At 54.8% G+C, this 13,954-nt stretch carries 13 protein-coding genes and 1 pseudogene; 7 read left to right on the top strand and 7 right to left on the bottom strand.

Going from position 1 to position 13,954, the window contains the following annotated elements; genetic code table 11:
• The first annotated feature begins 426 nt into the window (after positions 1-426).
• Together MJ768_RS15095 and MJ768_RS15565 are read left to right on the top strand one after the other, a co-directional pair.
• Positions 427-876: a DUF2726 domain-containing protein gene (locus MJ768_RS15095; protein WP_239292899.1), complete on the top strand. Its 450-nt coding sequence runs from the start codon at positions 427-429 to the stop codon at positions 874-876.
• 417 nt (positions 877-1,293) lie between these two features.
• Positions 1,294-1,482 (top strand): annotated as a pseudogene (locus MJ768_RS15565) (type I restriction-modification enzyme R subunit C-terminal domain-containing protein); the annotation flags it as partial.
• Positions 1,483-1,643: 161 nt separating this feature from the next.
• On the opposite strand, the gene MJ768_RS15085 reads toward MJ768_RS15565, so the two are convergent.
• Positions 1,644-2,873, bottom strand: a complete 1,230-nt coding sequence (locus tag MJ768_RS15085) for an NnrS family protein (RefSeq protein ID WP_239292897.1) — start codon at positions 2,871-2,873, stop codon at positions 1,644-1,646.
• A gap of 293 nt (positions 2,874-3,166) precedes the next feature.
• Here MJ768_RS15085 and MJ768_RS15255 point away from each other — a divergent pair, with 293 nt between their 5' ends.
• From MJ768_RS15255 to MJ768_RS15075, 3 genes are all read left to right on the top strand, one after another.
• Positions 3,167-3,556, top strand: a complete 390-nt coding sequence (locus tag MJ768_RS15255) for a deoxyribodipyrimidine photo-lyase (protein ID WP_320415736.1) — start codon at positions 3,167-3,169, stop codon at positions 3,554-3,556.
• 39 nt (positions 3,557-3,595) lie between these two features.
• Complete coding sequence (locus MJ768_RS15080) at positions 3,596-4,648, top strand: cryptochrome/photolyase family protein (RefSeq protein WP_320415735.1); 1,053 nt, start codon at positions 3,596-3,598, stop codon at positions 4,646-4,648.
• Positions 4,649-4,869: 221 nt separating this feature from the next.
• Positions 4,870-5,163, top strand: coding sequence for a hypothetical protein (locus MJ768_RS15075; protein WP_239292896.1), 294 nt, complete (start codon positions 4,870-4,872; stop codon positions 5,161-5,163).
• A gap of 311 nt (positions 5,164-5,474) precedes the next feature.
• Here the strand turns inward: MJ768_RS15075 and MJ768_RS15070 are convergent, their stop codons facing one another.
• The 6 genes from MJ768_RS15070 to MJ768_RS15045 form a co-directional block, all read right to left on the bottom strand.
• Positions 5,475-5,738, bottom strand: a complete 264-nt coding sequence (locus MJ768_RS15070) for an acyl carrier protein (protein WP_239292895.1) — start codon at positions 5,736-5,738, stop codon at positions 5,475-5,477.
• A complete protein-coding gene (locus tag MJ768_RS15065; protein WP_239292893.1) occupies positions 5,735-6,979 on the bottom strand; it encodes a dihydrolipoamide acetyltransferase family protein in 1,245 nt (414 codons plus the stop codon). Before MJ768_RS15065 ends, MJ768_RS15070 begins: the two co-directional genes overlap by 4 nt.
• On the bottom strand, positions 6,972-7,976 hold the full coding sequence (locus MJ768_RS15060; protein WP_239292891.1) for an alpha-ketoacid dehydrogenase subunit beta: 1,005 nt from the start codon (positions 7,974-7,976) through the stop codon (positions 6,972-6,974). Before MJ768_RS15060 ends, MJ768_RS15065 begins: the two co-directional genes overlap by 8 nt.
• On the bottom strand, positions 7,973-8,950 hold the full coding sequence (gene pdhA, locus MJ768_RS15055) for a pyruvate dehydrogenase (acetyl-transferring) E1 component subunit alpha (RefSeq protein WP_239292889.1): 978 nt from the start codon (positions 8,948-8,950) through the stop codon (positions 7,973-7,975). Before pdhA ends, MJ768_RS15060 begins: the two co-directional genes overlap by 4 nt.
• The gene (gene acsA, locus MJ768_RS15050) at positions 8,947-10,713 is read right to left on the bottom strand and encodes an acetate--CoA ligase (RefSeq protein WP_239292887.1); all 1,767 of its coding nucleotides are present in this window, start codon (positions 10,711-10,713) and stop codon (positions 8,947-8,949) included. The genes pdhA and acsA overlap by 4 nt, the downstream gene beginning before the upstream one ends.
• Positions 10,714-10,898: 185 nt before the next feature.
• Positions 10,899-12,725: an adenosylcobalamin-dependent ribonucleoside-diphosphate reductase gene (locus MJ768_RS15045; protein WP_239292885.1), complete on the bottom strand. Its 1,827-nt coding sequence runs from the start codon at positions 12,723-12,725 to the stop codon at positions 10,899-10,901.
• 184 nt (positions 12,726-12,909) lie between these two features.
• Between MJ768_RS15045 and MJ768_RS15040 the strand changes: the two genes are divergently transcribed.
• Positions 12,910-13,491 carry a HupE/UreJ family protein gene (locus tag MJ768_RS15040; RefSeq protein WP_239292883.1) on the top strand — a complete coding sequence of 194 codons (582 nt, stop codon included), beginning with the start codon at positions 12,910-12,912 and terminating at the stop codon, positions 13,489-13,491.
• Positions 13,492-13,567: 76 nt separating this feature from the next.
• Positions 13,568-13,792, top strand: a complete 225-nt coding sequence (locus MJ768_RS15035; protein ID WP_239292881.1) for a transposase — start codon at positions 13,568-13,570, stop codon at positions 13,790-13,792.
• The last annotated feature ends 162 nt before the right edge of the window (positions 13,793-13,954 follow it).

Genomic DNA, 13,954 nt, shown 5'->3' with positions numbered 1-13,954 from the left:
CATAAAAAACAATATGTTACGCTGTTTCAAAACTCGAAGTCCGACAGTCTGCTAGAACCATGCATTAGGTAAGCCAAACCACCAGTTATTACCGGGCCCAAAAATAACCAAACATCTTTAGCTATAGTTGGTTGAAACCAAATAGTTCCAATCCCGCCTGAGCAAAGAACAAATATGGCAAGTCCAGTTGCAACAACTTTATATCTACGCTCATCAGCTTCGCCTTGTGCGACGGAAGACAATCTCTTAATTTGCAATTAAAGCTTGGACAATAGTAGCCGCTATCCTTTTAGTGTCATATTCAAGTATTCGGTCGAGCCCCACGTCAACATAAGTTTTAATTCTGTATTTAACATTTTTCAATGTTGATGCGATACTTAACTTTAGTTAGTAAAGGTCGTTTTACATCATGGAGGATATCTCACAGTGAAGGCGCAACTTACTGCAACTATTCTTGCCTTTATAAAAAGGCGCAAGCCTGCTGATGAAAGCAATGTAGCCTGGCCATTTTATGCAAAAAAACCACTTACAGAGCCAGAGCAGATTCTTTATCATCGTCTTGTCGCAGCTCTGCCTCAGTGTATTGTGTTAGCACAAGTGCAACTATCCCAGGTACTCGGAGTGAAAAATGGGGTTAACTTCCTCAAGTGGAACAACCGCATCAACCGCATGAGCATCGATTTTATCGTATGTCTCAAGGACTCATCTATCATTGCCGCCGTGGAGCTTGATGACAAAACACACGAGAAAGCATCACGCATTGAGGCCGATGCAAAGAAGGAGAAGGCGCTGTCCGCTGCGGGAATAGAGCTCATACGTTGGCATGTAAGCGAATTGCCCGATGAAAGAGCTATTCGCCAAGCATTCACCAACTGAACAGCGACCTTTTTTTTCGATATGTACATCCATGCAAATGTAAAAGCAAACGCTCACTTAACCTTATCTTTAGCGGCGGCGGCTTGTTCGTGTGTTGCGTCAATTATCGCTCGGGCGGCAATCCTTTAAAGCCAGGGAATAAATCTTCGGCGCTCACAAAACTAATCACTGTCACCGGTCGTCCTTGCTTATCGGCCTCTTCAATCTGTGCTGCTTGCTCGGGTGTCGGTTTGCCTTCCTGAGATGCGTGCAGAAAGATAATTAGCGCCGGATGGGCTTTTCGTTGTGTCTGTTCCAGTGTTGGGCAGACAGAAAAAGATCGCGCTGACCAAAGGTAGCATCGATCTCCTCAAACAATTGTCACGGGGCAGATCGGTCCCCGAGCCTGTCGAGGGGTATTTCGGCGAGTATCCACCGGTCGACTTCGTGCTCTCGCACTACGTCAGCGTCGGCGTGGAGGAACTCGACTTGGCAATGCTGAAGCCGCTGCTGTGCCTGAAGTATCACGATTCAATTGCGGATGCCGTGGCTGATCTAGGCAAGCCGGAGGAGATCGGCAAGGTGTTCAGCGGCTTCCAGAAGTATCTTTACCAGAAAACGGCTTGAAAGCTCCGTCATCCCACCGGGAGAGGGTTGGGGTGAGGGAAACAGGCATGGTGAGTTTAGAGCGCCTCTAAAAATTCAAGTTTCTAGGCAAGACAAGGCACGAGTAAAAAATTTGAGCGCTGCATATAGTTGATATGTAAGCGATATGTTGTTGGTGCAGCTCAACCGGGCCGGCCATCGGTGCGTGGTCGCCAGTAGACGGGTAAATAGCGCACCACCCAAGACCCAAAACACGCCAGCCAGACTGCTCCAGCAGCGACATACAGCCAGTGGCCAGCTTGCATCGGCAACATGTCCGCCAGCACGCGCAGCACGGCGACAAGCTGCAATCCCATAAACATTAAATTGATCGGGTTACCCACTTTCATCGGCAACCCAGAATGACCAAGTGTGACGCGTGTGGCCATGCCGATCAGCAACGTGGAGAAGCAGCCTATGGTCAGTGCATGCAAGGGTGCAAGCCCCCAGATAACGGTATTGCCATGGCTGATGAATAGCACAAAACTTTGCACGGTGAACAGCAGCATGGCGATGCCGAGCCAGGCAAACCCGATATGCAATACGCCCAGCAGCGGGATTTTTAGGCTGCGGCGCAATCCCCAGCTGTGCGTCAAATGGAGTGCCACGATAGCCAGTGGCGCGTCGCATAGCCAAAGCCAAGCGGAGGCATCATTGAGTTGCAGCAGGCCATGCCCCGCGCTGGCAGCCAACATGACCCACCAAGACCAATGCGGACTCGGGATATAGTTATGCGTCAGCGCACTGGCGGTGAAAAATGGAATCATGCGGTGCGCAACACTGGCAAATACCGGCAACAGGAATAGCCACAGCCCTCCTTGAATAGAGAATCGCAACCACGCTGGGTTGTCACCCAATAACCAGATGAGGTAGGCGACGAGGCCGCACCAACCCAGGCTCAGTGCGATGAAAATGAGTTGCGGGTGACGTTTGTTTTGGTGTGACGTGTCAAGCAATACGCGCAACAGTGCATACAGTGCCAATATCCATCCCGATAGCGTGCTGAAAATGGCAACAATCAATATGGTATGACTAATCAAAAGCCCGATATAGAAACTGACAGCCCCTAGCATGAGCAGCACAAAGGCGGGCACATATCGATGCGGCGGAATTTCGCTGCCTTTCATCCAGCGTGGAAACGTAGTCATCAGAAAGCCGAACATGAAAAACGGAAACAGGCCGTAGATCATCAACCATGCATGTGCGGCACTGGGTGCAATTGCCCAAGGTATGGGATGCCAGAGCACACCATGGCTTGTCAGCAATTCAGTCATCAACCACATCATCACGGCGAGTGCTTGCAGTGCGCCGCCGAAGAACATAACGCGGTGAGGTGCGGCACTAAAGATATGCCACTGTTTTGAAGTTATCATAAGTTCGTGTGGTTTAGCTGTGCTCAATAACGCAGCGTAATAGGGTGTTAGCTGAGTTTTTTCCTGTATATTTTTCGATAAATTTACGCATGTCGGTATTCTACTCGGTGCGGTTCATCAAACCCAGCAGGTGCACAGGATGGCGAACAGATTGATGATGGCTGAACACTGCACGGGTTTGCGGATCATTTTATAAGCTTTGGCAGCTTGGATTTGCGATTGATGTGGCTTGAAGGCATGATGGCAAACCAACAACTTCATGTTGCGATACCAGCCAACCTTGAACCTAGCTCATGCCACGTTACGACAAATCACTCGTCTGGTTTCGCCGCGATTTGCGCTGTGATGACCACGCCGCCCTGCATCACGCGCTCAAAGAGAGCCGCCTAGTGTTTTGTACTTTCATTTTTGATAAACGAATCCTGGATCCGCTTTTATCTTGTGGTGCGCGAGCGGATCGACGGGTGGACTTTATCCACGCCAGCCTGCAATCGCTCGATAATGAATTGAAGAGGCGCGGCGGCGCCCTGATTGTGCGCCATGCAGATTCGGTTTCCGTCATACCTGAACTTGCGCAAGAACTTGGCATTGATGCGGTATTCGTCAACCATGACTACGAACCGCAGGCAATCACACGCGACAGCGCAGTAGAAAAAAATCTTAAGGCCGTCGGTCGCGCTTGACATAGCTATAAGGATCAGGTTATTTTCGAAAAAGATGAAGTGCTGTCGCTGGCCGGCAAACCGTTCTCGGTTTTTACCCTTTACAAGAATGTCTGGCTGAAGAAATTTCAGTCTGCAGCTGGATCATTCGATCTCTCCTGCCTGGCACCCCACGACACCAGGTCAGGGCAAGGCACACTGACCGTGCCCGTTAAAATCTCACCGATGCCCTCGCTGACAGCCATGGGGTTTGAAACAACCAATTTGTCGGAGCTGAATATTACGCCAGGAATGCAAGGCGCGCAGGCATTGCTGGATGATTTTTTGCCGCGCATGAAAAACTATCGCGATGTGCGTGATTTCCCGGCAGTCAAAGGGCCATCCTATCTTTCGGTACATCTGCGCTTTGGTACGATATCAATTCGTGCACTGGCGCGTCATGCAATGCATGCGATCGCATCAGGCCAAGGCGGTGACGGTGCCATGACCTGGCTGTCGGAACTGGTGTGGCGTGACTTCTACTTCATGATCCTGTACCAGCACCCGCATATTGTGCAGCGTGCATTCAAGCCGCAATACGACCGTATTCGATGGGAATCCGGCCCCGCGGCGGATGTGGCCTTCAAAGCCTGGTGCGAGGGATGCACCGGGTATCCATTGGTTGATGCATCAATGCTTCAGCTGAATCAGACCGGCTATATGCACAACCGGTTGCGCATGGTGACTGCGTGCTTTCTGATCAAGGATCTGGGCATCGACTGGCGCCGCGGGGAACAATATTTCGCGCTGAAGTTGAACGATTTTGACCTGGCCGCGAATAATGGTGGTTGGCAGTGGACCGCCTCGTCCGGTTGCGATGCCCAGCCTTATTTTCGGATCTTCAATCCGGTCACACAATCAGAAAAATTCGATGCTGAAGGAAAGTTTATACGGCGCTATCTGCCACAATTGGCAAAGCTTGATGCCAAGCGTATTCATTCACCCTGGCTGCTCTCTGAAGCAGAACGGATAAAGGCTGGCATCGCTTTGGGTGAAAACTATCCGGCACCGATTGTCATGCACGACCTGGCACGCCTGAAAACGCTGGATCGCTATGCGGTGGTCAAAAAATGAACTGCGCTTGATACAGAGCTAATGAAATCTATTTCTAAATTTCTAAATCAATTAATGACATTCGTTTCAATGAATAACTGAACTTAAGGATTCCATTAGCCAAAAATAAGGAATCTGCTTATTTACTTTTTATAGTTACCAACTTATTATTAGCCTGTGGGAATGCAGTAGCTTGCGCACCTGCTCAACGATACTCATAAATTTTAATTAAGGAGCTAATCATGAATAAAATTATTATTAATTTTGCTGTTGTTTCCTGTTTTGCATTGGGTGCTACATTTGCGCATGCTGCTAATGACAACGGATCAACAAAGAGCTTTAATTATTATAAAGCGTTTGATCCGCATGGAGTTTCGCAAGCTGGTCCTGGAGGAGCTCAGGGAGTCATTCATCCTAAGCATCCTATTGATTCGATTGATTCGGCTACAGAAACGGGGTACGCTGATCCTAATGCGCCTACACCCAAACCTCAAGAGATGACTCATCCGGGGCATAGAAAAGTAGACGGCGCATAGGCTGGACAAAAGTCGATGCTGAAAGTTTGCACCTCAGGTTCTGCCCTCCCATAACATATCGGGAGGGCTTTATTAAACTGATAGTACGAAGCTACGACGCGCCCTAATAAACTATCGAGACTGTAAGAATCCTCTCCCTGCCTCTCTAGTCCCAGCGTCCAGTGTTCGAACATTGCCCATCCGGTTGCCTGCCAAACAGGGCAGCGATAACTATCTTTGAAACAAACAACCCAAGAAGTGCCGCTGCCGACCGAGCTAAGCGAAAATATCCAACTCTGCGGTTCCCGGCTCCTTGTCTGCTTCGGCGCGATTTACTGGTGCGACGCACAGCGACGTGCCAGATACTCAACTGCGCTATTCAATGTGAGCAGTTCTGCATAATCCTTCTCGGGAATATCGATGCCGAGAATTTCGTGCAACCGGATAATGAAGTTGAGAAAATCAAACGAGTCTATGTCGATCTGCTCACGCAGCGGACGCTCCGGCACGATTGCGTTTGAATCCATCTCCGGCGCAACGGCGCCGAGCGCATCGAAGATAGCGTTCTGAAGTTCCTCGCGGCTGCGTGAGGTCATCGCAATCTCTCCGGTTCCTGCAGCAGCCTGCCGAGTGCAGCAAGAAACAACCCGCCACGGTGGCCATCGCTGGCACGATGATCGGCCGCGAGTGTGGCGGTGGCAACTTTGCGCACCACGACTGCACCGTCTTCGACCCACGGCCGCTCGGTTATCTTGCCCAGGCCGATGATCGCAACTTGCGGCGGATAGATCACGCCGAACACACCTTCGACACCCTGCTCACCCAGATTGGTGAATGTCACGGTGGGATCGCTCATCTCGGAGCTGCGCAATCTGCCGCTGCGCACGCGGGTGATGAGATCACGCAAGTCTGCCATCAATTGGTCGAGGCTTTTCTTATCGGCATCGTGAATTGCGGGTGCGACCAAGCCGCCGCCGCGCATCGCAATCGCCATGCCGAGGTGCACCGCCGCTGACGGCCGCAACGCGCCGTCGATCCAGAATCCGTTGAGTTCTGGTACCTCGCGCAGCGCGAGCGCCACTGCTTTCATGCACGGAACGACCGGCAGCAGCCGTTGTGCCACATCCCGCTTGAGATTCTCGGCAACGAGCCAGGCGCTGACGGCACTCATGTCAATGTCGGTGGCAAGATAGTAATGGGGTATCTCGCGCTTCGAGCGCGACATCGCCGCAGCGATTGCTATGCGCATCTGCGCATGCCAGTCCGGGGCTGCGGCCTTGGTGGTGGCTGGTGACATCGTTTTTGTTTTTGCCTGGGCGGCACGCTCGATGTCGGCCCGCGAAATCACTGCACCTGGCTCCGCCGTTTGCACCGATGCGATATCGACACCCAGCTCTTCGGCGAGCTTGCGTGCTGAAGGCGAAATCCGCAAGCGGGCTGAGGTTGCCATATACACAGGCGCCGTTTCGACGCGTGGCGAGCCGGTAGCGGCGATGGTGGGTGCTGTCTCAATGCGTGTCACTCCTGGCATCCCGGGTGTCTCAGGTATTTCAGGTATTTCAGGTATTTCAGGTATTTCAGGTATTTCAGCCGCAGACTCGCCCGCGACGCGCAGCAGCGCGAGAAGCTCGCCCACCGGAACCTTCTTGCCCGTTTCCACCACGAGTTTGTCGACCGTTCCGGCTTCCCAAATCTCGACGTCAACGGCACCCTTCTGGGTTTCGACCACCGCAACGACCTGTCCGCGCTGCACTTCATCGCCGGGCTTGACCAGCCACTCGACCAGCGTGCCCGCTTCCATGTCCGCCCCGAGCGAGGGCATTCTAAATTCATACATGCTGGTTCACCGTGCGGAGCGCCGCTGCGAAGATCGTATCAACCTGCGGAATTGCAGCCTGTTCCAGATGCCGCGCGTAGGGTATCGGCACCTCGGCGCTGCATACGCGTTCGATCGGCGCATCGAGCTCATAGAATGCCTGCTCCATCACGCGCGCCATGATTTCAGCCGCCAGACTGCCGCTCTTCCAGCCTTCGTCGACGATCACCATGCGGTGCGTCTTCGCCAGTGAAACCAGAACGGTCGCCATGTCGAGCGGCCGCAGCGTGCGCAAATCGATCACTTCGGCACTGATATTCTGTGCAGCAAGGCGTTCCGCCGCCTGCAACGTCTTGTACAGGCAGCCGCCGTAGGTCACCAGCGTGAGATCGCTACCCGCACGGCGCACCGCCGCACGGTCGATATCGACTGCGCCGGCGTCGGCTGCAAGCTCGCCCTCGAGGTTATACAGCAATGCATTCTCGAACATGATGACGGGATCCGGATCCATCAGTGCCGTCCACAGCATGCCGCGCGCATCCTCGAGCGTTGCCGGCGTCACCACCCTGATACCGGGAATATGCGCATACCATCCTTCGAAACTGTGCGAGTGCTGCGCTGCAAGCTGTCTGCCGGCACCGGTGGCCATGCGGATCACCAGCGGAATGCTGAACTGTCCGCCCGACATGTGGCGCAGGGTCGCCGCATTGTTGAGGATCTGGTCGAGCGCGAGCAGGCTGAAGTTGCAGGTCATGACTTCGACGATCGGCAGCATGCCGTTCAATGCGGCGCCAATGCCGGCACCAACGAAAGCCGATTCGGACAGCGGCGTGTCGCGGACGCGCTCCTCGCCGAACTCTTCAAGCAGACCCTTGCTCACCGCATAAGTGCCGCCATAGCGACCTACATCCTCGCCCATCAGGAATACGCGCGGGTCGCGCTGCAGTGCTTCACGCAGCGCCATGTTCAGCGCCGCGCGATAAGTGGTGGTGACAACAGCCTTGGTCGCGTCACTCATTCTGTTTGCCCCCGTGCGGTATACACATCGCGGGTGAGCATCTCCACCGACTCCCAGGTCCCGGCTTCGGCAAATTCGACGGCCTGCGCGATTTCGCGCGCGACCTCAGCCTCGATTGCAGCTATCATCTCCGGCGTGAGCCATCCCTCGCGTATTGCACGCGCGCTGAATCCCGCGATCGGACAGCGCTGTTTCCAGCGCTCGACTTCTTCCTTGCTGCGATAAAGTTCGGGATCGAACATCGAATGCGCGCGAAAGCGATAAGTACGAAATTCAAGGAAATACGGGCCGTTGCCGTCACGCACGAACTGCGCTGCCTGCTGCGCAGCTTCCAGAACCGCGAGCACATCCATGCCATCCACGCTTTTTCCCTGCACCCGGTAACTCGCTGCTTTCTCGACCAGGTCGGTATCGGCTTCAGAACGCTCAAGCGCGGTGCCCATCGCGTAAAGATTATTCTCGCACAGGAATAATGCCGGCACATTCCACAACGAGGCCAGATTCATCGATTCGTGGAATTCGCCTTCGGCGACCGCGCCCTCACCGAAGAAACACGCAGCCAGCCCGGTGCGCTGCTGCATCTTCTGCGCGAGTGCATAACCGACCGTCAGCGGCAATCCGCCGCCGACTATCGCGTTACCGCCATAGAATTTCGCTGCCGCATCGAACAGGTGCATCGAACCGCCGCGTCCGCGCGAACAGCCCTCTACCTTGCCGTACATCTCCGCCATGATGGCCCCCGCGGAAAGACCGCGCGCCAGCGCATGGCCGTGTTCCCGGTACGTGGCAAATACCGCATCCTCCGGCCGCAAAGCCTGCATGACCCCGGCAGCGACCGCCTCCTCACCGATGTACAGATGCAGGAAGCCGCGGATTTTGCCCGCGCTGTAGAGTTCGGCTGATTTTTCCTCGAAACGGCGTATGCGCACCATCCCGTGGAGTAATTTGCGCGCGAGCTCTGGATCGGGTGTCATGCGCCGCTCTCCAGCGTCGAAGTGTCGCCTTCGGGTAGCCCGAGCTCGCGTGCCTTGAGCAACCTGCGCATGATTTTGCCGCTACGCGTTTTTGGCAGATTTTCGATAAAATCAATCTCCTTGGGGGCGACCGCCGCGCCCAGCCGCTTGCGCGCGAAGCCGAGCAACTCGCGCCGCAAAGCCTCGCTCGGCACATATCCGGGCTTGAGCGCGACGAAGGCCTTCACCGTTTCAAACTGCATCGGATCGGGCTTGCCGATGACACCGGCTTCAGCGACCGCCGGATGCTCCATCAGCGCGCTTTCGACTTCGAACGGGCCGATCAGATGTCCCGATGATTTGATCACGTCATCGGCGCGGCCGATGAACCAGAAATAGCCGTCCACGTCGCGCTTGGCAAGATCCCCGCTCAAGTACCATTCCCCCACGAAGCATTTGCGATAGCGCTCATCCTCGTTGAGATAGCCGCGAAACATCGACGGCCAGCCGCGCCTCAACGCGAGCTCGCCTTCGACATCCGGCGCAGCGATGACCTCGACCGCATCCTCTCCGCAACGTTTGACAATCGCGGCCTCAATACCCGGCAGCGGCTTGCCCATAGAGCCGGGTTTGATATCCATCGCCGCGTAGTTTGCGATCATGATGCCGCCGGTCTCGGTTTGCCACCAGTTGTCATGGATCGGCAGTCCGAATGCATCCAGCCCCCACCTGACAGCCTGCGGATTCAGCGGCTCACCGACGCTCGCAATGAACCGCAGCTGCGGGAAATCATGCTGACGCACCAATTCCGTGCCACCCTTCATCATCATGCGGACAGCGGTCGGCGCGGTATACCAGACACTGACTTTCTGCTCCGCAAGGATGCGATACCAGCGGTCAGCATCGAAATCCCCCTCGTCGACAATGCTGCTAATGCCGTTGGTAAGCGGCGAGATGATTCCATACGAAGTGCCGGTGACCCAGCCCGGATCGGCCGTGCACCAGAACACGTCGTCGGCATGAAAGTCGAGCGCAAGCTTGCCGGTCACATCATGGGCAACGACTGCGCCATGCACATGCACCGCACCTTTAGGTTTGCCGGTGGTGCCACTGGTGAAATGCAACAGCGCCGGATCATCAGCAGCCGTGGGGCCGATTACAAAGGTTGCACTTGCTTCACGCATCAGATCGGCAAGATCCAGCGTGTCGGGGATATCAGCCGGATCAGCATCGTCACGCACCAGCAGTGCATGTTTTAATTGTGGCAGCCGCACGCGTAGGTCTGCGATCTTTTTTTGGTACAGGCTCGCAGTCGTCACCAGCACGCTGCCGCCACCCAGCGTGAGGCGCGTATGGATCGGTTCCGGACCGAATGCCGAAAACAGGGGGCATACTACACAGCGCTGCTTAAGCGCCCCCAGCACCGCAATATAGAGCTCCGGAATTCGACCGGCAAGCACGAATACCCGCTCGCCCGGCTGCACCCCGAGACCGGCAAGTACATTCGCAAAACGGCTGGTCTGCTCAGCAAGATCGCGGTAGCTGAAATCCCGCGTAGCGCCTGCTTTGCCCAGCCAGCGTAATGCGAGCTGCTGCGCCCGCGGTCCCTGCGCGTGACGATCAACCGCTTCGTGGGCAATATTGATGCCGCGACCATCGGGCAGCCCCGTCAAATTCTGAGCCGCAGTCTCCCAGGAAAATCCGGCACACATTTGTGCATAATCGCCCATGTTCGGCGTTATCCCGGGGCTGAACGCTGACTTGTTGATGATGTTGGCTGTCATGCGATGCGGTTTTCCATTAATTAGCAACGGACGGGGACCAAGAATTTCAAACACCCCTTGAATTCAGTCTAGCCACAGACCGGATGGACGTCAACTCCCAACGGACGGTCACTCGATTGCTGGTTGCGCAATACGCTGGATGCTATCCGGCCGGTAATCTTGCGGGCCGACAAAAAAATTCTATTTCAATCCGCATCACGTTCCACACTGCAGCAATGTGACGCCACCAGCCCTTCTTCGATCCCTTCTTCGATCCCGCGCAAGACCTCGCCGGTTACCGGATTGGGGCGAAAAGTGGTGCAACCTTTCAATCCCTGATCGTAGGCAAGCTGATAAAGATCACGGAATGCAGCGAACTCAAAATTCTCTGGCACGTTGATGGTCTTGGATATAGCCTGATCTACATACGGTTGAATGGCCGCCTGCATAGCCAAGTGAGCGGCGGGCGAGAGATGGCGGGCATCAACGAAAGACGGCGGCAGGGAATCGGCATTACCTGCGGCGCGCCACCGTGCTACCGCATAATCGACTACCTGATATTGCGCATAGCATCCATCCGGCTCCAGTACCCGACGCGTGAATTCGCTATCGAACACCGGTTCCAGACCGCTCGAAATGTTATTGGCCAAGAGGCTGATAGTACCGGTGGGTGCGATGGCAGTGAGATGGCTATTGCGGATGCCGTATTGCGCAATGCCGTTGCGTATCTCGGCGGGCAGGGTGCGCACGAATTCACCGGCAAGATATTTCTCCTTGTCGAACAACGGAAATGACCCTTTCTCCCGGGCGATCTCAATCGAAGCACGATAGGCGGCATGACAAATGGTTTGCATCACGGTTTGCGCAATCTCCAATGATTCGTCACTACCATAACGGCTGTTCAGCATCAGCAATGCATCGGCCAGGCCGGTAAACCCCAGACCGATACGCCGCGATCCTTGTGCCTGAGCAGCCTGGCTTGGCAAAGGAAAGAGCGAGACGTCAATGACATTATCCAGCAGCCGCACGGCGACTCGCGCGGTCTCGCCTACCGCCTCCAGATCCAGACGTGCTTGCCCGGTAAAAGGCTCACGGATGAATTGAGTGAGGTTGATGGAGCCAAGGTTGCAGGCGCCATAAGGAGGCAGCGGCACCTCAGCGCAAGGATTGGTCGCGCTAATTCGCTCGCAGTAATAAAGATTGTTGAGCCGGTTGATGCGATCAATGAACAGCACACCGGGCTCGGCGCAGGCATAGGTGGCACGCATGATCTTTTCCCATAACCCGCGGGCACTGACACGCTTGTGTATTTTGCACGGAACCGGCTCGGCATATCCCGGCCAGCTGCGCAGCAACACTTCCCCGCCGCCGCACACGTCGGCGGGAAACAGCAGCGGCCAGTCCGCGTCATTGCGGACTGCGGTCATGAAGTCATCGCTTGCCAGCACCGAGATATTGAAATGCCGCAGTTGGTTGGGATCAAGCTTGGCGGAGATGAATTCCTCAATGTCGGGATGATCGCAACGCAGCGTCCCCATCATGGCGCCACGCCGCGCACCGGTGGAAAGGATGGTGGCGCACATACTGTCCCAGATGCGCATGAAAGAGACGGGCCCCGAGGCCACCGAACCCACGCCATAAGCTTGGACACCCCGCGGCCGCAATGTAGAAAAATCATAACCGACCCCGCCGCCTTGCTGCAAGGTAAGTGCACCTTCCTTCAGCGCGTCAAAGATGCCGTCCATCGAATCGGCGATGGCGCCCATGACAAAGCAATTAAACAGGGTAACCTTGTGCGAAATGCCGGCCCCGGCCTGGATGCGGCCGCCCGGCAGAAATTTGAAGTCTTGCAGGATGTCATAAAAACGCCCCTGCCAAAGTTCTTTATCGCTGTCCGCTGCAGCCAGCGCGTGTGAGATACGTCGCCAAGTGTCGGCGATGGTAGCGTCATACACCTCAGCTGCCTCGCGATAGCGGTATTTGACATCCCAAATATGCCGGGCAATAGGTGCAGTAAAATGCGCATCATCCATAATATTCAGAATAGCACCAAATTAACCTGCCAATCTTGCAGTCATTGCATTTCAGGATATTCCTTGCCTTGCATCGCTTTAATCAGCGCTGGAAAAACATTCTGGATGCTGAATTTTGCATAATGCGGCTACAATTCAATATTGTTGCAGCTGAAACTTGAATCCGCAGAGGATGAGAATAGTGATGAAAAAGCCGACCGCACAGTTTCTGATTTCGTTCATTCTGCTTGGCATTAGCAGCGCTGCCTTCGCCCATCCCGGCCATGATGTTTCAGGATTGAGCGCTGGCCTGATGCATCCGTTCAGAGGGTTTGATCATCTGCTCGCCATGGTTGCCGTGGGCCTGTGGGCAGCACAAAATGGCGGCCGGAAAATAGGGCTGTTGCCCGCCGCTTTCATGTTGATGATGGTGGTTGGCGCAAAGTGTGCGCTAATGTATCCGTATCTACCACTGATTGAATCAGGCATCGCTGCTTCGGTGTTGGTGCTGGGAATGATCACCGCACTCTCGCTGAAACTTTCTGCACGGCTCGGCGTTGCGATCGCCGCCTTGTTCGGTTTTTTTCATGGCTACGCCCATGGATTGGAAATGTCCGGAGCTACCGAAGCGGAAGCATATGCACTGGGTTTTCTTGCCGCAACCGTCGCTCTCCATCTCGCAGGTATCGTGGTCGGCATTGCCACTCGTGCCCGTTTTGTGCGTCTGCCGCAAATGCTGGGCGCCATCATCGCCGCTAGCGGTTTATGGCTGCTATCAACTACATAATTCAATCTATACAACAGTGCAATAATTACCCCACCGAAGAGACCGAGAAGGTAATTCATGTAGGGAAGCATTAATAATGCTCTGGGTGGTTTATGCCAAACAGGCTTTGGATGGCCCGGCGCAGGTGCTGGAATATCTCGGTCGCTATATGCACCGGGTGGTGATCTCCAATGAGCACATTCTCGGCATGGATGGAAACAGCGTGCGCTTTCGGGTGCGCGACTCGGCCAAGGGCAACCGCAAGAAGTTGATGCGCTTGGAACAACAGTCGGGTATTTGCTCGTCCATGCAACATGAATAGCGCTTTGACCGGACAGTTTATGCGGCGCTTTAGTGTCGGTGCAAGCCAAAATGCTCTCCAGGATATCCGTTTCTACTTCACCCATTGCCGCCCCCTCACGACATTGGGTGTCAACGCTAAATAGAAATGTCCGGTTTTCTGCAAAATAGAAATGTCCGGTTT

It is taken from the genome of Candidatus Nitrotoga sp. 1052 (assembly GCF_927312905.1).
Taxonomy (GTDB): Bacteria; Pseudomonadota; Gammaproteobacteria; order Burkholderiales; family Gallionellaceae; genus Nitrotoga.
The sequence above is the reverse complement of the archived record's forward strand: the minus strand, read 5'-3'. Positions and strand labels throughout refer to the sequence as shown.